General features: G+C 70.8%; 19 protein-coding genes and 1 riboswitch. Of the genes, 8 read left to right on the top strand and 11 right to left on the bottom strand.

The features are described from left to right. Positions 1–26 precede the first annotated feature (26 nt). From ACFWFI_RS27530 to ACFWFI_RS27505, 6 genes are all read right to left on the bottom strand, one after another. A complete protein-coding gene (locus ACFWFI_RS27530) occupies positions 27–953 on the bottom strand; it encodes a hypothetical protein (RefSeq protein ID WP_387395079.1) in 927 nt (308 codons plus the stop codon). A gap of 50 nt (positions 954–1,003) precedes the next feature. Next, a complete protein-coding gene (gene metF / locus ACFWFI_RS27525; RefSeq protein WP_387395076.1) occupies positions 1,004–1,921 on the bottom strand; it encodes a methylenetetrahydrofolate reductase [NAD(P)H] in 918 nt (305 codons plus the stop codon). Between the two features lie 178 nt (positions 1,922–2,099). Then, positions 2,100–2,750, bottom strand: coding sequence for a thiamine phosphate synthase (thiE, locus tag ACFWFI_RS27520; RefSeq protein WP_387395074.1), 651 nt, complete (start codon positions 2,748–2,750; stop codon positions 2,100–2,102). A gap of 146 nt (positions 2,751–2,896) precedes the next feature. Continuing rightward, a complete protein-coding gene (locus ACFWFI_RS27515) occupies positions 2,897–3,262 on the bottom strand; it encodes an Rv2175c family DNA-binding protein (protein WP_387395072.1) in 366 nt (121 codons plus the stop codon). Positions 3,263–3,321: 59 nt separating this feature from the next. Further along, positions 3,322–4,563: an NAD(P)/FAD-dependent oxidoreductase gene (locus ACFWFI_RS27510; protein ID WP_387395070.1), complete on the bottom strand. Its 1,242-nt coding sequence runs from the start codon at positions 4,561–4,563 to the stop codon at positions 3,322–3,324. 28 nt (positions 4,564–4,591) lie between these two features. Then, entirely contained in the window at positions 4,592–4,933 is a 342-nt protein-coding gene (locus ACFWFI_RS27505; RefSeq protein ID WP_387395068.1) for a hypothetical protein, read from the bottom strand. Positions 4,934–4,984: 51 nt separating this feature from the next. Next, positions 4,985–5,097: riboswitch (TPP riboswitch) on the top strand. On the opposite strand from ACFWFI_RS27505, the gene thiO reads away from it, so the two are divergent. From thiO to ACFWFI_RS27480, 5 genes are all read left to right on the top strand, one after another. Continuing rightward, positions 5,095–6,306, top strand: coding sequence for a glycine oxidase ThiO (gene thiO / locus ACFWFI_RS27500; protein ID WP_387395066.1), 1,212 nt, complete (start codon positions 5,095–5,097; stop codon positions 6,304–6,306). Its footprint overlaps the riboswitch before it by 3 nt. Then, positions 6,303–6,539: a sulfur carrier protein ThiS gene (gene thiS / locus ACFWFI_RS27495; protein WP_387395064.1), complete on the top strand. Its 237-nt coding sequence runs from the start codon at positions 6,303–6,305 to the stop codon at positions 6,537–6,539. The genes thiO and thiS overlap by 4 nt, the downstream gene beginning before the upstream one ends. 2 nt (positions 6,540–6,541) lie before the next feature. Further along, positions 6,542–7,336, top strand: coding sequence for a thiazole synthase (locus tag ACFWFI_RS27490; protein WP_387395063.1), 795 nt, complete (start codon positions 6,542–6,544; stop codon positions 7,334–7,336). A gap of 128 nt (positions 7,337–7,464) precedes the next feature. Continuing rightward, positions 7,465–9,387 (top strand): Stk1 family PASTA domain-containing Ser/Thr kinase, encoded by a 1,923-nt coding sequence (pknB, locus tag ACFWFI_RS27485; protein ID WP_387395061.1) that lies wholly within the window; start codon positions 7,465–7,467, stop codon positions 9,385–9,387. 22 nt (positions 9,388–9,409) lie between these two features. Then, positions 9,410–10,273: a deoxyribonuclease IV gene (locus ACFWFI_RS27480; RefSeq protein WP_387395059.1), complete on the top strand. Its 864-nt coding sequence runs from the start codon at positions 9,410–9,412 to the stop codon at positions 10,271–10,273. Between the two features lie 31 nt (positions 10,274–10,304). On the opposite strand, the gene ACFWFI_RS27475 is transcribed toward ACFWFI_RS27480, so the two are convergent. Next, positions 10,305–10,937: a sulfite oxidase-like oxidoreductase gene (locus ACFWFI_RS27475; RefSeq protein WP_387395057.1), complete on the bottom strand. Its 633-nt coding sequence runs from the start codon at positions 10,935–10,937 to the stop codon at positions 10,305–10,307. Between the two features lie 155 nt (positions 10,938–11,092). Here ACFWFI_RS27475 and bfr point away from each other — a divergent pair, with 155 nt between their 5' ends. Next, positions 11,093–11,572, top strand: coding sequence for a bacterioferritin (gene bfr, locus ACFWFI_RS27470; RefSeq protein ID WP_387395055.1), 480 nt, complete (start codon positions 11,093–11,095; stop codon positions 11,570–11,572). A gap of 48 nt (positions 11,573–11,620) precedes the next feature. Here the strand turns inward: bfr and ACFWFI_RS27465 are convergent, their stop codons facing one another. Both ACFWFI_RS27465 and ACFWFI_RS27460 read right to left on the bottom strand, forming a co-directional pair. Continuing rightward, entirely contained in the window at positions 11,621–11,890 is a 270-nt protein-coding gene (locus ACFWFI_RS27465; protein ID WP_387395052.1) for a (2Fe-2S)-binding protein, read from the bottom strand. A 160-nt stretch (positions 11,891–12,050) separates the two neighbouring features. Beyond that, positions 12,051–13,397, bottom strand: a complete 1,347-nt coding sequence (locus ACFWFI_RS27460) for a class II 3-deoxy-7-phosphoheptulonate synthase (RefSeq protein WP_387395050.1) — start codon at positions 13,395–13,397, stop codon at positions 12,051–12,053. Between the two features lie 104 nt (positions 13,398–13,501). Between ACFWFI_RS27460 and ACFWFI_RS27455 the strand changes: the two genes are divergently transcribed. Continuing rightward, on the top strand, positions 13,502–13,558 hold the full coding sequence (locus tag ACFWFI_RS27455) for a trp operon leader peptide (protein WP_124277238.1): 57 nt from the start codon (positions 13,502–13,504) through the stop codon (positions 13,556–13,558). Positions 13,559–13,654: 96 nt separating this feature from the next. Next, a complete protein-coding gene (locus ACFWFI_RS27450) occupies positions 13,655–15,592 on the top strand; it encodes an anthranilate synthase family protein (protein ID WP_387395047.1) in 1,938 nt (645 codons plus the stop codon). Positions 15,593–15,619: 27 nt separating this feature from the next. Here ACFWFI_RS27450 and ACFWFI_RS27445 read toward each other — a convergent pair whose 3' ends face one another. Continuing rightward, positions 15,620–16,624, bottom strand: coding sequence for a 2-hydroxyacid dehydrogenase (locus ACFWFI_RS27445; RefSeq protein ID WP_387395046.1), 1,005 nt, complete (start codon positions 16,622–16,624; stop codon positions 15,620–15,622). A gap of 101 nt (positions 16,625–16,725) precedes the next feature. Beyond that, complete coding sequence (locus ACFWFI_RS27440; RefSeq protein ID WP_387395043.1) at positions 16,726–17,763, bottom strand: 6-phosphofructokinase; 1,038 nt, start codon at positions 17,761–17,763, stop codon at positions 16,726–16,728. Positions 17,764–17,811: the final 48 nt, after the last annotated feature.

The raw sequence follows: 17,811 nt of genomic DNA, 5'->3' as shown, positions 1-17,811 counted from the left end.
CGGTAATCGGGCGGCCGGCCTGCGGGTCAGTAGCGGTACTGCTCGTTCTGGCCGGTGTCGTATCCGTTGCCGTACGGGGCGGGCTGGACGGGGGCTTCCGGCGGCAGCGGGGGGTACTGCTCGCTCTCGCGCTGCTGCGGAACCCACACCCCGCCCGGCGGGGTGTCCGCGTACTGCTGCCCGGTGTACGGGTCCGCGGGCTGCTGCGCGGTGCCGTATGAGGGGTCGTAGCCGTTGCCGTAGCTGTCGTACGGGGCGTACTGCCCGGTGCCCGCGGTGGTGCCGGTGCCGATGTAGGGGTCGGAGTAGGCGGCGTAACCCGCCTGGTCCGTGCCGTAGTCGTACTGGCCCGCGTAGGTGCCCTGGTCCTGGTACGTGTCCTGGCCGGGGTAGCTCCCCTGCCCGCCGTAGGAGTCCTGGGCGGCCGGCTGGCCGTAGCCGCCGTAGGGGTCGTAGGCGGCGTACTGCGGCTGCTGTTCGCCGTGCTGGTCCTGATGGTGACCGCCGCCGGCCGGAGCGGGGTCGGTGTAGATGCCGTACTGCCCGGTGTCGTCCGGCAGCGGCTCCGGTGCGTAGACCGCCGCGGGCGCGGCCTCCGCCTGCTGGGACGCCCCCTCGTACTCCAGGCCCGAGACCTCGAGTACGGGATCCTGAGCGGCCGGGCCCCCGGCCCCACGGCGACGGCGGCTCTCACCCGGGCTGCCGCCTATGGCCCAGCCGGTCGAGAAGCCCCGCCGGAAGGAGAGCGTCACATACGTCTGGCCCGTCGCGAAGGCGATCGCCCCGATGACGATCACCAGCACGGAGGGGATAAGAACACCGAGGACCACACCGAGGAAACCGGCGAAGGCGAGCAGACGCCAGCGCAGGCGCGCCTTGTACTGCAGGAGCACCTCGCCCAGCAGCCACAACGCCACTATGCCGAATGCGATGTAGAGGACCGTCCAGCCCACGCCCGCCCCCTCCTACGGCCACCGCCCCGGTTGGTGGCGGGTACGGCCGGTCACGACTGCTTGTGCAGTCCGAGATTCTCGTAGATCTCGAGTGTCGCCGTCGAGTTGTTGAGCGTGATGAAGTGCAGCCCCGGGACACCCTCGGAGAGCAGTTTCGCGCAGAACTCCGTGGCGAACTCGATGCCAATGGAGCGTACAGCGGCCGGGTCGTCCTTTGCGGCGAGGATGCGCTCTTTCAGCGAGGAAGGCAGGGACGCGTTGCTGAGCTGCGCGAATCGCTCCAGCTGCTTGACGCTGGTGAGCGGCATCACCTCGGGAATGACCGGGGTGTCGCAACCCGCAGCGACCACACGGTCACGCATCTGCAGATAGCTTTCCGGATGGAAGAACATCTGGGTGATCGCGTAGTCGGCACCGGCGCGGCACTTGTCCACGAAATGACCGATGTCGGAGTCCCAGTCGGCGGACCGCGGATGCATTTCCGGAAAAGCCGCGACGCCGACGCAGAAATCGCCGGCTTCCTTGATCAGCCGGACGAGATCCGCCGCGTACCGCACGCCCTGCGGGTGCTCGATCCACTCGCCCATCGGGTCGCCGGGCGGGTCTCCGCGCACCGCGAGGATGTTGCGGATCCCGGCGTCGGCGTACTGCCCGACCATGTTGCGCAGCTCGGCGACCGAATGGTCGACGGCGGTGAGGTGCGCGACCGGTGTGAGCGTGGAGTCCGCGGCGATCTGCTGGGTCGCCCGGACCGTCCCGGCGCGGGTCGAACCCCCGGCCCCGTACGTCACGGAGACGAAGCTCGGTGCCACGGCCTCGACACGGCGCAGGGCGTTCCAGAGGTTCCGCTCGCCCTTCTCGGTCTTGGGCGCCCAGAATTCGAACGAGAACGACGTCTCGCCGGTCGCGAGCAGCTCACGCACGGTGCGCGCGTGATCTGTCCTGGTGGAAGGTGTGCCAAGGGCCATACTGGGAGGTTAACCAGGGCCCGGCGGTACCCCAACCAGAGGGGGCGAATTGACCGGAATGAGGTGGATTTTGTCCACCCCTCGGACACCCCTCCGATGCTCACGCCGAAGCTTCGTCCCGGTGCCCCTGCGACACGCTTCGGGCAGTCCGCCCCGAGCGGGTGCGAGCCCGCCCGGTTCAGGCGGTGCGTGCCCGGATGCGCCGCGCGAGCGACGCGGCCGCAGCTGCCGGGTCCGCCGCCTCGGTGATCGCCCGGACGACGACGACACGACGTGCGCCGGCGTCCAGCACCTCGTCCAGATTGCCGGCGTCGATCCCGCCGATGGCGAACCAGGGACGCGTCGTGCCGAGCGAGGCGGCGTAGCGCACGAGGCCGAGGCCCGGGGCGTGCCGGCCGGGCTTGGTCGGGGTGGGCCAGCAGGGGCCCGTGCAGAAGTAGTCGACCCCCGGCTCCGCGACGGCCGCGTCGACCTCCGCCTCGGCATGGGTGGAGCGGCCGATCACCGCGTCGCCGCCCATGACGGCACGGGCGGCGGGCACGGGCAGATCACCCTGCCCGAGGTGCAGCACGTCGGAGCCGATCGCATGGGCGACGTCCGCCCGGTCGTTCACCGCCAGGAGCGCACCGTGGCGCTTGCAGGCGTCGGCGAGGACCGCGAGGTGTTCGAGCTCCTCGGCCGCCTCCATGCCCTTGTCCCGCAACTGCACGATGTCCACGCCGTTGGCCAGCACGGCGTCGAGGAACTCGGGGAGATCACCCTGCCGCTTGCGGGCGTCCGTGCACAGGTAGAGCCGGGCGCCGGAGAGCTGGTTGCGAGGCGTGGACATGATGAATTCCCCCGTCGGTGCGTGGATGGATCTCTGATGCGGCGACGAATCGCCCGTACGTCGATGGATCACCGTGCCGGCAGTCCGGTAACGGCGGAGTGCGGGCCGCGTGTGCCACGGCCCGCACTCCACTCACGGTCGTCCGGTCAGACGGCGAGCGCCTGGGCGCGGCGCTTCACCTCCGTACCGCGATTCTCACTCAGGGCCTGCGCGGGGGTTCCGGGCAGGCTCGGGTCGGGGGTGAAGAGCCATTCCAGCATCTCTTCGTCGTTGTAGCCGTCGTCCCTCAGGAGCGTCAGGGTCCCTACGAGACCCTTGACCACCTTGTCGCCGTCGATGAAGGCGGCAGGCACCTGGAGCGCGCGGTTCTCACCACGTCGTACGGCGATGAGCTGGCCTTCCTTGACCAGCTGCCGTACGCGCGTCACCTCGACATCGAGCATTTCCGCGATGTCGGGAAGGTGGAGCCATGCGGGGACGAGAGCATCGATCTTTGCGTCAATCTCGGTCACAGGGACAAGCGTGCCATCCCGGACCGACAGTCGGTACCCGGGCCGACCGTACGTGGCCGTCACTGCCCCCGGAGCGCCGTCGATTTCAGCGGGACGGAGGAGTCGGCGGCCCTCACCGGATCGATCCGCGCCCCGGCTTCGACGAGCTTGCGCCCCTGCGCCAGGTCGCGGGGCCTGCTGACGGCCAGCACGGCCACCAGGACCCCTTGCCGCAGCCAGCAGACCGTCCAGGACGGGTCCGCGGGGTCGCCCCGCCACAGCAGCGTGTCGGCGCCGGTGTGATGTCCGGCGTACTGGACGAAGCGTCCGAACTGCTCGGACCAGAAGTAGGGCACCGGGTCGTACGTCCTGACGACACCGTCCGCGAGGGCGGCGGCGACCGTTCGGGGCCCCTGGAGGGCGTTGTCCCAGTGGTGGACCAGGAGCCGCTCACCGTAGCGGGCGGAGGGGAAGGAGGCGCAGTCGCCCACCGCGTAGACATCGGGCAGTGAGGTGCGCAGCGAGCTGTCGGTGGTGACCGAGCCGTCCGGGCCGAGTGCGATGCCCGAGCCCGCGAGCCACGCGGTCGCGGGCCGGGCACCGATGCCCACGACCACCGCCCCGGCGGGGATCACCCGGCCGTCCGCCAGGTGGACGGCGCCCTGTTCGACGCGTGCGACCCGGGCGCCGGTGAGGAGTTCGGCTCCGCTCTCGGCGTACCAGCCGGCCATCGGAGCGGCGACCTCGGCGGGCATCGTGCCGGCGAGTGGGCGGCCGGCGGCCTCGACGACGGTGACCGCGCAGCCGGCGGCACGGGCCGCGGTGGCGAACTCGGCGCCGATCCAGCCCGCTCCGACGACGACCACGTCGTGCTGCCGCTCCAGGACGGGCCGCAGCCGTGCGGCGTCGTCGAGGGTTCGCAGCAGATGGACGCCGGGCACGCCCTCGGAACCCGGCAGTCCGACGGGTTCCGCTCCGGTGGCGAGGACCAGCACGTCGTAGCCGACGGGCCCCTCCGGGGTGTCCAGCTCATGCGCCTCGGCGCGCAGGCCGGCCACATCGAGCCCCAGGCGCAGAGTGATGCCCAGGGACTCGAAGTCGACGTCGAAAGCGGAGTCCTCGGCCTTGCCGAGCAGTACCGCCTTGGACAGGGGAGGCCTGTCGTACGGCTGGTGCGGTTCGGCTCCGATCAGGGTGACCGGGCCCGTGAACCCCTGTTCGCGCAGGGCCACGGCCGTCTGCACGCCGGCCATGCCCGCGCCCACGATCACGACTTCCCGCGGCCGGTCTCCCGCTGCCGGGTCCTGCGTCTGCTCGTCCACCCGTCCACCCTAGCGATCTGATGCGCCGTCAGCTCGCGAGCTCTTCCACCACGCTCGTCCCGCTGCCCTGCTGGGACTCCCATTCCCATGTCTCGTCCAGGCGGACCCTGCCGTCGGACAGGTCCGTGACGGTCGAGACGCAGTGCCCGGAGGAGGTCGTTCCGTCCTGCTTCAACTGGACGTAGCGGAAGTCCAGGGTGTCCGCGTCCCGGGTGCCGACGAGGTGACCGCGGACGACGTCACCGCCCGCGTACTCGGCCCATATCCGGCCGTCCCGCTCGTGGTACGAGAACCGGGTGAGAGTACCGACCTGGCCGGGGGCCTGGTCGGCGACCGGCGAGAGGACGAGTCCGTCGAGCGAACGGGCCACGGGCACTGCTCCCTTACTGGCTGCGGGCGGTGGGGTTTAGGCTGGCCACCGTAAGGCACTCGCGGGAGTCCGGACGCACCGGGCTGAGAGGGAGGCTGACCGGCCTCCGACCGTACGAACCTGATCCGGGTCATGCCGGCGAAGGGAGGGGCTGGACGCCCATGCGCATCTCCGCAGACAGTTCCGACGTCCTGGTCGTCGGAGGCGGCATCATCGGCCTGGTCACCGCCTGGCGGTCGGCCCAGCACGGCCTGCGCACCACGCTGGCCGATCCGGAACCGGGCGGCGGAGCCGCCCAGGTGGCGGCCGGGATGCTCGCCGCCGTCACCGAGCTCCACTACGGCGAACAGACCCTGCTGGGCCTCAACGTGGCCTCCGCCAAGCGCTATCCGGCGTTCGTGGCCGAGCTGGAGGAGGCGAGCGGGCAGACGACCGGCTTCCGCGCCTGCGGCACCCTCTCCGTCGCGCTGGACTCCGACGACCGGGCGCATCTGCGGGAGCTGCACGCGCTGCAGCAGCGTTCGGGGCTGGAGTCCGAGTGGCTCAGCGGCCGTGAGTGCCGGCGCCTGGAGCCGATGCTCGCGCCGGGTGTGCGCGGCGGGCTGCGGGTCGACGGCGACCACCAGGTGGATCCCCGACGGCTGGCCTCGGCACTGGTCACCGCGTGCGAGCGGGCGGGCGTGGTCTTCCGCCGCGCCTGGGTCCAGCGGCTCTCCGTCACGGGCGGCCGTGCGACGGGAGCCGTACTGGCGGACGGTACGGAACTCGCCGCCGGCCAGGTGGTGCTCGCCGGCGGCAGCCTCAGCGGCAGGCTCGCCGGGCTGCCCGGGGCCGTCGTGCCGCCGGTACGCCCGGTCAAGGGGCAGGTGCTGCGGCTGACCGTGCCTGCCGCGTACGCCCCCTTCCTCAGCCGGACGGTGCGGGCCGTGGTGCGCGGCAGCCATGTCTACCTGGTCCCGCGCGCCGACGGTGAGCTGGTGGTCGGCGCGACCACCGAGGAGCTGGGCTGGGACACCACGGTCACCGCGGGCGGGGTGTACGAGCTGCTTCGTGACGCCCATGAGCTGATGCCGGGCATCACCGAGCTACCACTGACCGAGACCCGGGCAGGTCTGCGGCCCGCGTCGCCGGACAACGCGCCGATGCTGGGCCCCACGGCTCTGCCCGGCCTGCATCTCGCCACCGGGCACCACCGCAACGGGGTGCTGCTGACCCCCGTCACCGGCGACGTGATGGCCCACGTGCTGACCACCGGCGAGCTGCCCGAGCTGGGCCGCCCCTTCGCACCGGGCCGCTTCGCCCCGGCCCCCGAGACCGCTCGGACCACCTCCCCCGAAGACACCGCCCCCGCGCCGCAGGAGCAGCCCGTATGACACAGCCCGTGCCCGCCGCCGTCCCTGTTCACGTCTCCCTGTCCGTCAACGGGGAACACCGCACCCTCCCCGCCGGCACCGCGCTGGACACCCTGGTCGCGGCGCTGACCACGGCTCCCTCCGGTGTAGCCGCCGCGGTCAACGAGGCCGTCGTCCCACGCGGCCAGTGGTCCGCCACCGTGCTCGCCGACGGCGACCGCGTCGAGATCCTCACCGCGGTCCAGGGAGGCTGACCATGTCCGACGATCTCTTCACCCTCGGTCCGGCCACGTTCTCGTCCCGGCTGATCATGGGGACGGGCGGGGCGCCCAGCCTGGACGTGCTGGAACGCTCCCTGATCGCCTCGGGCACCGAGCTGACCACCGTGGCGATGCGCCGGCTCGACCCGACCGTCCAGGGTTCGGTGCTCTCCGTCCTGGAACGCCTCTCCATCCAGGTCCTGCCGAACACCGCGGGCTGTTTCACCGCCGGCGAGGCCGTACTGACGGCCCGGCTGGCCAGGGAGGCGCTGGGCACCGACTGGATCAAGCTGGAGGTCGTGGCCGACGAGCGGACCCTGCTTCCCGACCCGATCGAGCTGCTGGACGCCGCCGAGATCCTGGTCGACGACGGTTTCACGGTCCTGCCGTACACCAATGACGACCCGGTTCTGGCCCGAAAGCTCCAGGACGTGGGGTGCGCGGCGATCATGCCGCTGGGCTCCCCCATCGGCTCCGGGCTCGGCATCCGCAACCCGCACAACTTCCAGCTGATCGTCGAGCAGGCCGGGGTCCCGGTGATCCTCGACGCCGGCGCCGGGACCGCCTCGGACGCGGCGCTGGCGATGGAGCTGGGCTGTGCCGCTGTGATGCTCGCCTCGGCGGTGACCCGGGCGCAGGAGCCGGAGCTGATGGCGGCGGCCATGCGGCACGCGGTGGACGGCGGACGCCTGGCCTACCGGGCTGGACGCATCCCGCGCCGCCATTTCGCCGAGGCGTCCTCGCCGGCGGAGGGCCGCGCGGTGCTGGACCCGGAGCGCCCGGCCTTCTGAGGTCCGGGCACCCGCGGCGGCCTCCCGGTCACAGCACGTGCATACCCCTGTCACGGCTCGGCACCGGAACGGCCCCCGGGACACCCTGGGCCATCCGTCGTGTCCGTGGCAGCTCGTAGACTCGCCCCGTGGACACGACCCTCCAGGACCCCCTTGTCGGGCAGCTGCTCGACGGCCGCTATCGCATTGATGCGCGCATCGCCGTCGGCGGTATGGCCACGGTGTACCGGGCCGTGGACACCCGGCTCGACCGGGTGCTCGCCCTCAAGGTGATGCACCCGGCGCTGGCGACCGACGCCGCGTTCGTCGAACGCTTCATCCGCGAGGCCAAGTCCGTCGCCCGGCTCGCCCATCCGAACGTGGTGGCCGTCTTCGACCAGGGTGCCCAGGGCGCGTACGTGTACCTCGCGATGGAGTACGTCGCCGGATGCACCCTGCGCGATGTCCTGCGCGAGCGCGGAGCGCTGCAGCCCCGGGCCGCGCTGGACATCCTCGAACCGGTGCTGGCCGCCCTCGGCGCCGCGCACCGCGCGGGCTTCGTCCACCGCGACATGAAGCCGGAGAACGTCCTGATAGGGGACGACGGCCGGGTCAAGGTCGCCGACTTCGGCCTCGTACGCGCCGTGGGAACCGCCACGGACACCACCGGCTCGCTCCTGGGCACGGTCTCCTATCTGGCTCCGGAGCAGATCGAACAGGGCACGGCCGACACCCGGTCCGACGTGTACGCCTGCGGTGTGGTGCTCTACGAGATGCTGACCGGCGGCAAGCCCCACACCGGGGACACCGCGGCCCAGGTCATCTACCAGCACCTGAACGAGGACGTCCCCGCGCCGTCCGCCGCCGTCCCGGGCCTGGCCGCCGGGCTGGACGAACTGGTGGCCGCGGCCACCGCCCGCAACCCCGATGCCCGCCCGTCCGACGCGGTGGCCCTGCTCGCCGGGTCCCGCGAGATACGGGCGGCCCTCACCCAGGAGCAGCTCGACGCGGTGCCCCCGCAGGCCATCGCGGAGGCGCACGACGCCGCCGAGGACCGTACGAGCGTGATCCCCAGGGTGATCCCGGCCGGCCAGGGCACCGCTCATCACACCAGCCGGCTGGAGATGCCCCCGGCCTCGCCCCGGGAGCCGGGACGGGGGCGACGCGGGCCCTTCGTCGGGCGCGGCCGTCGCGGGATGCTCACCGTGCTCGTCGCCGTCCTGCTCGTGCTGGGGGTCGGAGGGGGCGTCTGGTACATCAACTCGGGTCAGTTCACCCGGGTCCCCTCCGTCCTGGGCCAGACCCAGAGCGCCGCCGAGAAGCGGCTCACGGACGAGGGCCTGGATCTGAAGGGTGTCGACCGCGCCTACAGCGACACGGTGAAGCGCGGCACGGTGATCAGCAGCGACCCGGGCTCCGGCGAGCGGATCCGGGGCAACGACGCGGTGAAGCTGGTGATCTCGCGCGGCCCGGAGATCGTCAAGGTTCCCGATGTCGAGAGCCTCGCCCTGGCCGAGGCCCGGCGTGAGCTGAAGAAGTCGGGGCTCGCGCCCGGAATGGTGACGCGGGAGTTCAGCGAGGAGATCGACCGGGGCAAGGTGATCCGTACGGATCCCCGTGCCGGCACCGAGCGCCATCCCGACTCGGCGGTGGCCCTGGTCGTCAGCAAGGGCAGCCCCGTCGACGTGCCCGATGTCACCGGCCTCTCCGTCGACGACGCCACTGCCGCGCTGGACGAAGCGGGACTCAGGACGAAGGTGCTGACCGACCGGGTCAACTCCCCGGAGGAGCAGGGCGAGATCGCCCGTCAGTCGCCCGGCAGCGGTGCGGAGGCCGCCGAGGGCGACACCGTGGAGCTGACGGTCTCCAAGGGCCCGCGCATGCTCCAGGTCCCCGATGTCACGGGGAAGGACGTCGACGAGGCCCGGAGCACACTGGAGGAGGCGGGGTTCGAGGTCAAGGTCGACCGCCCGTTCCTCTCCTTCAGCGACACGGTCGGCAGCCAGTCGGTCGAGGGCGGCGAGAAGGCCGCCGAAGGTTCCACGATCACCATCAGGACCAAGGCCCTGTAGACCCACCGAGGACTGGCAGCACATGCGCAACCCGATAGGCGGTCACGTTCCCGTGGCCGGCGGACTCGCCAAGGTCGGACTCGGCTACGCCCGGGAGCTGGCGGCGGAGACCGTGCAGGTCTTCGTCGCCAATCCGCGCGGCTGGGCGACACCGCCCGGCAACCCGGCGCAGGACGAGCTGTTCCGCTCGGAGTGCGCGGCCGGCTCGGTTCCCGCGTACGTCCACGCCCCGTACCTGATCAATTTCGGCTCGCACACCGAGGCCACCGTCGAGCGGTCCGTCCTGTCGCTGCGCCACTCGCTGCGCCGGGCGAGGGAGATCGGCGCCCTGGGGGTGGTGGTGCACACGGGCTCGGCCACCGGTGGACGCCCGCGCGCCGAGGCCCTCGCCCAGGTGCGTACGCACATGCTCCCGCTGCTGGACGAGCTGACCCATGACGACGACCCGTTCCTGCTGCTGGAGTCGACCGCCGGGCAGGGCTCCTCGCTGTGCTCGCGGACCTGGGACTTCGGCCCGTATTTCGAGGCCCTGGACTCCCACCCCAAGCTGGGAATCTGTCTGGACACCTGCCACATCTACGCTGCGGGCCACGATCTGACCGGCCCCGCCGGCATGCGCCAGACCCTGGACCTGCTGGTGGACACCGTGGGTGAGGGCCGGCTGAAGCTGATCCACGCCAATGACTCCAAGGACGTGGTGGGCGCCCACAAGGACCGGCACGAGAACATCGGCGCGGGGCATATCGGCGCCGAGCCGTTCCGTGAGGTGTTCACGCACCCCGCGACCGACGGCGTGCCGCTGATCATCGAGACGCCCGGCGGCAAGGACGGTCATGCGGCCGACGTGGCGCGGCTGAAGGAGCTCCGGGGCTCCGCCGCCGGGTGAGAGCCGCTGCCGTGCGGGTGTCCCCGACGGCTCAGAGCTCGGGACCGTCCCCGAGCTCCTCCTGGTAGGAGTAGCGCTGTTCGCTCCAGGGGTCACCGATGTTGTGGTAGCCGCGCTCTTCCCAGAACCCACGGCGGTCGGCCGTCATGTATTCGATGCCCCGGACCCATTTGGGGCCCTTCCAGGCATACAGATGCGGCACGACCAGGCGCAACGGAAATCCGTGTTCGGCGGTGAGCAGTTCGCCGTCCTTGTGGGTGGCGAACAGCGTCCGGTCCGAGGCGAAGTCGGCGATCCGGAGATTCGAGCTGAATCCGTATTCGGCCCAGACCATCACATGCGTCACCTGGGGGCCGGGCGGTGCGAGTTCCAGGAGCTCGCGGGCGAGGATTCCGCCCCATTCGGCTCCGAGCATGCTGAATTTGGTCACGCAGTGGAGGTCCGCGACGACGGAGGAGAAGGGAAGTGCCGTGAATTCCTGGTGATTCCAGCAGTGCTTGTCACCGTCGGCCGTGGCCCCGAAGACCCGGAACTCCCAGCGGTCCGGTTTGAACTTGGGCACGGGCCCGTAATGGGTGACGGGCCAGCCACGCTGCAGCCGCTGCCCCGGTGGAAGCCCGGACTGCTCTGCTGTGCCGCGTTCCCGGCTTTCCGGCTGACCCATGCCTCCATGGTGACAGACAGGCAGGGGTGGTCATGACCAGGGGAGAGTCGATTCGGGCAACTCGTACTAAGCATGCACTTACTGGACGACCGCCTGGTGCGATGCGAGGATGCGCGCAAACATGCCCAGTTCACCGGTTGGAAGGAGCCTCTGCGATGCAGGGCGACCCCGAGGTCCTCGAGTTCCTCAACGAACAGCTGACCGCCGAATTGACTGCCATCAATCAGTACTTCCTGCACGCGAAGATGCAGGACAACTTCGGCTGGACGAAGCTCGCCAAGTACACCCGGGCCGAATCGTTCGACGAGATGAAGCACGCGGAGATCCTCACCGACCGGATCCTGTTCCTGGACGGGCTGCCCAACTATCAGCGGCTCTTCCATGTACGGGTCGGGCAGACGGTCACCGAGATGTTCCAGGCCGACCGCCAGGTCGAGGTGGAGGCGATCGACCGCCTCAGGCGGGGCATCGAGGTGATGCGCGGCAAGGGCGACATCACGTCCGCGAACATCTTCGAGTCCATCCTCGAGGACGAGGAGCACCACATCGACTATCTCGACACCCAGCTGGAGCTGGTCGAGAAGCTCGGTGAGCCGCTCTACATCGCCCAGTTGATCGAGCAGCCGGAAAGCTGATCAACCGAGGGCCCCGTACGGTTTCCCGGCGGTCCCGGGGAAGGCCTCTCAGGCGGCGTCGGAAAGTCTCACGTCCGGCGTGGCGCCGAGGGCGACGGGCGCACCGGCCTGGGCGCCCGTCGGCGCCGTACGTCCCTCGATGAGCTCGCGGCGCGGGCAGTCGCCACGGCCGAGCAGCGCCTGGATCCTGCGGACGCAGCCGCCGCAGTCGGTGCCCGCCTTGCAGGCTGAAGCGATCTGCCGAGGCGTGCACGCTCCGCCGTCCGCATGCTGCTTGACCTGGTCCTCCGTGATGCCGAAGCAGGAGCAGACGTACATGCGGTTCACCTCCCGACGGGTCGATCGCTGGCGCCGTCCCGAATTCTCGGTGAGGCTAACCTAACCTTACCCGCGAGCCCCCGACCGCAAAAGCCCCGGTACGTCTGTGGGGCACGGATCACATCGATCCGTGCCCCACAGGCGTCACTACGGGTGATCCCTACTGGTCGCGGTACATCTCGGCGACCAGGAAGGCCAGGTCGAGGGACTGGCTGCGGTTGAGGCGCGGGTCGCAGGCCGTCTCGTAGCGCTGGTGGAGGTCGTCCACGAAGATCTCGTGGCCGCCGCCGACGCACTCGGTGACGTCGTCACCGGTGAGCTCGACGTGGATGCCGCCGGGGTGCGTCCCGAGCTGCTTGTGCACCTCGAAGAAGCCCTTGACCTCGTCCAGGACGTCGTCGAAGCGACGCGTCTTGTGGCCGGACGCCGCCTCGAAGGTGTTGCCGTGCATCGGGTCGGTCACCCACACCACCGCGGCACCGGAAGCGGTGACCTTGTCGACCAGCTCGGGGAGCTTGTCGCGGACCTTGTCGGCGCCCATGCGGACGATGAAGGTCAGCCGGCCCGGCTCACGCTCGGGGTCGAGGCGGTCGACATAGCCGAGCGCCTCGTCGACGGTCGTCGTCGGGCCGAGCTTGATCCCGATGGGGTTGCGGATCTTCGAGGCGAACTCGATGTGCGCGCCGTCCATCTGGCGGGTGCGCTCACCGACCCAGACCATGTGGCCCGAGGTGTCGTACAGCTGGCCGGTCCGCGAGTCGGTGCGGGTCAGTGACGACTCGTAGTCCAGCAGCAGCGCCTCGTGCGAGGCGTAGAACTCGACCGCCTTGAATTCGGCCGGGTCCGTGCCGCACGCCTTCATGAAGTTCAGCGCGTTGTCGATCTCGCGGGCCAGGGCCTCGTAACGCTGCCCGGACGGCGAGGACTTCACGAAGTCCTGGTTCCAGGCGTGCACCTGGCGCAGGTCCGCGTATCCACCGGTGGTGAAGGCGCGCACCAGGTTCAGCGTGGAAGCGGATGCGTGGTACATCTGCTTGAGCCGCTCGGGGTCCGGGACGCGGGAGGCCTCGGTGAATTCGAAACCGTTGACGGAGTCGCCGCGGTAGGTCGGCAGGGTCACGCCGTCGCGGGTCTCGGTCGGCTTGGAGCGCGGCTTGGAGTACTGCCCCGCGATCCGGCCGATCTTGACGACCGGCACGGAGGCCGCGTACGTCAGGACGGCGCTCATCTGGAGCAGTGTCTTCAGCTTGGCCCGGATGTGCTCGGCGGACACGGCGTCGAAGGCCTCGGCGCAGTCGCCGCCCTGCAGCAGGAACGCCTCGCCCTTGGCGACGGCTCCCAGGCGGGCGCGCAGCTGGTCGCACTCGCCCGCGAAGACGAGCGGAGGATACGACTCGAGGTCCGCGATTACGTCGCGCAGAGCCTCGGCATCGGGGTACTCGGGCTGCTGCGCCGCGGGAAGGTCTCGCCAGGTGTGGCCACCGGCGACGGAGGTATTGGCGTTCACGGTCACCTTGACAACATTACGGGGTCGGCGGGTGCGTCCCATCCGTCCGCTCAACAAATGAGACGCGCGCTCGTTTGTCCACCACTTCCGCTAAGGTACGTGGCATGTTCGCGCAGACGACCCAGAACTGGTGGTGGACCGCTCATCCGGCGGCCCGCTGATTCATCGCGCTTACAGACTTCGCGAAGGCCGCCCGAGGGGCGGCCTTCTCTGCGTTTCGGAGCCGGGAGCCGTTCCTCCATCAGGAAGGAACGCCCATGCCCGAGCCCGACCGTGCCGCCGACCTCTTGTCCGCCCTGCTCCGTGACGACGCCCCGCCCTTCGCACTGCTGCGCAGGCGCACACCCGGCCGGGACCACGACACCGTCGAGGTCCTGACCGGCGAGGTGCTGGAGGTGGACCGGCTCGCCGATATCCCGGTGCGTGAGCTGCCTTCGCTGGCCCTGGTGCCCTTCCGGCAGATCGCCGAGCGCGGATTCGACGTGCGGGACGACGGCACCCCGCTCGCCGTGCTGGTCGCCGACGAGGTGCACGAACTGCCGCTGGCCGAGGTGCTCGCGCACCTGCCCGGCCACGACGTGCGGGTCGAGGACGGCGCCTTCGACGTCCCCGACGAGGAGTACGCGGACATCGTCCGGCGGGTCATCGAGGACGAGATCGGGCAGGGCGAGGGCGCGAACTTCGTGATCCGGCGGACCTTCGGCGGCGAGATCCCCGGCTTCGGCCGTGCCGACGCGCTGGCCCTGTTCCGGCGGCTGCTGGCCGGTGAGCGCGGTGCGTACTGGACGTTCGTCGTGCACACGGGGGGCGGCGGGACCGGGGCCTCCCCGTCGGGGCGGCGGGTGACGGGCGGGCGGACGCTGGTCGGCGCCAGTCCTGAGGTCCATGTGCGGATGTCAGGCGGGACCGTCGTGATGAACCCGATCAGCGGGACCTACCGCTACCCGGCCGAGGGGCCGACCGCCGAGAGCCTGCTGGCCTTCCTCGGCGACCGCAAGGAGACCGAGGAGCTCTCCATGGTGGTCGACGAGGAGCTCAAGATGATGTGCACCGTCGGTGACATGGGCGGTGTGGTGGTCGGGCCACGGCTCAAGGAGATGGCCCATCTCGCGCACACGGAGTACGAGCTGCGCGGGCGGTCCTCGCTGGATGTGCGCGAGGTCCTCAAGGAGACCATGTTCGCGGCGACGGTCACCGGCTCCCCCGTCCAGAACGCCTGCCGGGTGATCGAGCGGTACGAGCCGGGAGGCCGCGGTTACTACGCGGGCGCCCTGGCGCTGGTGAGCCGGGAGCCCGGCGGGGCGCAGACGCTGGACTCGCCGATCCTGATCCGTACCGCCGACATCTCGGCGGGCGGCAGTCTGCGGGTGCCGGTGGGGGCCACGCTCGTGCGCCACTCCGATCCGGCGGGTGAGGTCGCCGAGACCCACGCGAAGGCGGCCGGCGTTCTCGCGGCGCTGGGCGTCCGGCCGGGCCGGCCGGAGTCGGAGGCGAACCGTCCGCGACTGGCCTCCGATCCGCGGGTCCAGGCCGCCCTGGACGACCGGCGGGGCGGACTGGCCCCCTTCTGGCTGCGCATGCAGGAGCGCACGCGGGACCTCTCCGGCCATGCGCTGGTGGTGGACGGCGAGGACACCTTCACGGCCATGCTGGCGCATCTGCTGCGCTCCTCGGGCCTCACGGTGTCGGTGCGCCGGTACGACGAGCCCGGCCTGCGCGAGACCGTGCGGGCGCACGAGGGGCCGGTGGTACTGGGGCCCGGCCCCGGGAATCCGGGCGACACGGCCGATCCGAAGATGCGGCTGCTGAGGGGGCTGACCGCCGAACTGGTGCGGGAACACCGTCACGGGCTGCTCGGTGTCTGCCTCGGCCATGAGCTGATCGCGGCGGAGCTGGGCCTGGAGATCGCGCGGAAGGCCGTGCCGTACCAGGGGGCGCAGACCCGGATCGACCTGTTCGGCAGGCCCGAGACCGTCGGCTTCTACAACAGCTTCACCGCGCTCTGCGACGACGCCGCGGCCACGGAGCTGGGCGCCCACGGCATCGAGGCGAGCAGGGACACGGTGTCCGGCGAGCTGCACGCGCTGCGGGGCCGGGGCTTCGCCTCGGTGCAGTTCCACCCGGAGTCGGTGCTGACGCTGCGCGGCGCCACGATCGTGACGGGCCTGCTGGCGGCGCTGCCGGTGCTCGGCTGAGGAAGGGGCGGGGGCGGGGCCGCCCGGCTAACGCGCGGGGAGCGCGGGGACCAGGAAGTTGTCGCTGCGGCGGCCCGCCAGGTAGTCGGTGACGTTCTGCACGGTGGCGTCGATGATCTGTCCCACGGCGTCACGCGTGTAGTACGCCTGGTGCGAGGTCACGATGACGTTGGGGAAGGTCACGAGCCGGGCGAGGGTGTCGTCGTCGATGCCCTCCACGGACTTGTCGACGTAGAAGAGCCCTGCCTCCGCCTCGTAGACATCGAGCCCGACGCCGGTGAAACGGCCGGCCCGCAGCTCGGTGACGAGCGCACGTGTGTCGATGAGGCCGCCCCGGCTGGAGTTGACCAGGATGGCGTCGTCCTTCATCGCCGACAGGGCTTCCTCGCCGATGATGTGCTGGGTGGCCGGGAGCAGCGGCACGTGGAGGCTGATCAGGTCGGCCTCGGCGAAGAGCTGCTCCTTGTCCACGTACGTCATGCCGAGCGCGGTGCAGGCGGGGTTCTCGGCGACGTCCCAGCCGAGCAGATCCATGCCGAATCCGTGGGCGATCCGGGTGAACGCCTCACCGATCTTCCCGGTGCCGAGCACACCGGCCGTGCGGCCGTGCATGTCCCGGCCGAGGAGCCCGTCGAGCCGGAAGTCGAAGTCCCGGGTGCGGCTCACCGCGCGGACGATACGGCGGTTGACGGCCATGGCCAGCGTCCAAGCGAATTCGGCGACCGAGTGGGGCGAGTAGTACGAGACCCGGGCCACGCGCAGGGCGAGGCGTTCGGCGACCTCGAGGTCGATGTTGTTGAAGCCGGTGGAGCGCTGGGCGATCATCTGCGTGCCGCCCGCGGCGAGGGTCTGCAGGACGCGGCTGCCGAGGTCGGCGTTGACGCTGGTGGAGATGATCTCGTGGCCCGCGGCGATCGGGGCGGTGTCCTCGGTGAGGAAGACGTCCAGGCAGCGGACGTCGTGCAGGCCGGCGAAGGCCTTCTCGATCAGCGGCTTCTCGTCGGACTGCACGCCGAATGCCAGGATTTCCACGACGTCTCCCGGGTGAGGGGGTGGGGCCGGTCCTCGCGAATATACGGCCCGCACCCCCGGGGCGCCGCTCGGCCGGAGCAGGCTCCCCGGCCGAGTGGGAATCAGCCGAAGAAGACCCCCGCTTCCGCGTACAGGGCGGGGTCGACCGTCTTCAGGCGGGCCGTGGCCTCCGCGATCGGCACCCGCACGATGTCCGTGCCCTGGAGGGCCACCATCACCCCGGAGACACCCTCGTGCACCGCGTCGATGGCGTGCAGCCCGAAGCGGGTCGCGAGCCAGCGGTCGAAGGCGCTCGGTGTGCCGCCGCGCTGGACATGGCCGAGGACGGTGGTCCTGGCCTCCTTGCCGGTACGCCGCTCGATCTCCTTGGCGAGCCATTCACCGACACCCGAGAGCCGGACATGTCCGAAGGAGTCGTGGGAGTCGTCCTTGAGGATCATCTCGCCCCGTGCGGGCGCCGCCCCCTCGGCGACCACCACGATCGGCGCGTAGCTCGCCCGGAAGCGGGAGGTGACCCACTCGCAGACCTGGTCGGTGTCGAAGCGCTGCTCCGGGATGAGGATGACGTTGGCCCCGCCGGCCAGGCCGGAGTGGAGCGCGATCCAGCCCGCGTGCCGCCCCATCACCTCGACGACGAGGACCCGCATATGGGATTCGGCCGTGGTGTGGAGCCGGTCGATGGCCTCCGTCGCGATACCGACGGCGGTGTCGAAGCCGAAGGTGTAGTCGGTGGCGGAGAGGTCGTTGTCGATGGTCTTGGGAACGCCGACGCACCTGACGCCGTATTCGTCGGACAGCCTGGCCGCCACGCCCAGCGTGTCCTCGCCGCCGATGGTGATCAGGTGGTCGATCTCGTACTTGGCGAGGCTGTCCTTGATGCGACGGACCCCCTGGCCCGCGTACTCGGCGTCGAACGGGTTGGTCCGGGAGGAGCCGAGAATGGTGCCGCCGCGCGGCAGGATGCCGCGCACCACCGGTATGGAGAGCGGCACGGTCCCGCCCTCCAGGGGTCCGCGCCAGCCGTCGCGGAAACCGGTGAAGTCGTAGCCGTACTCCTGCACGCCCTTGCGGACGATGGCGCGGATGACCGCGTTGAGCCCGGGGCAGTCGCCGCCCCCGGTCAGTACTCCGACCCGCATGGAAGCATCCCTTCGCCGAAGTGAGCTCGCCGGGCCCTTCGTCCGGGT

Source organism: Streptomyces sp. NPDC060209 (assembly GCF_042728155.1).
GTDB lineage: Bacteria > Actinomycetota > Actinomycetes > Streptomycetales > Streptomycetaceae > Streptomyces.
The sequence above is the reverse complement of the archived record's forward strand: the minus strand, read 5'-3'. Positions and strand labels throughout refer to the sequence as shown.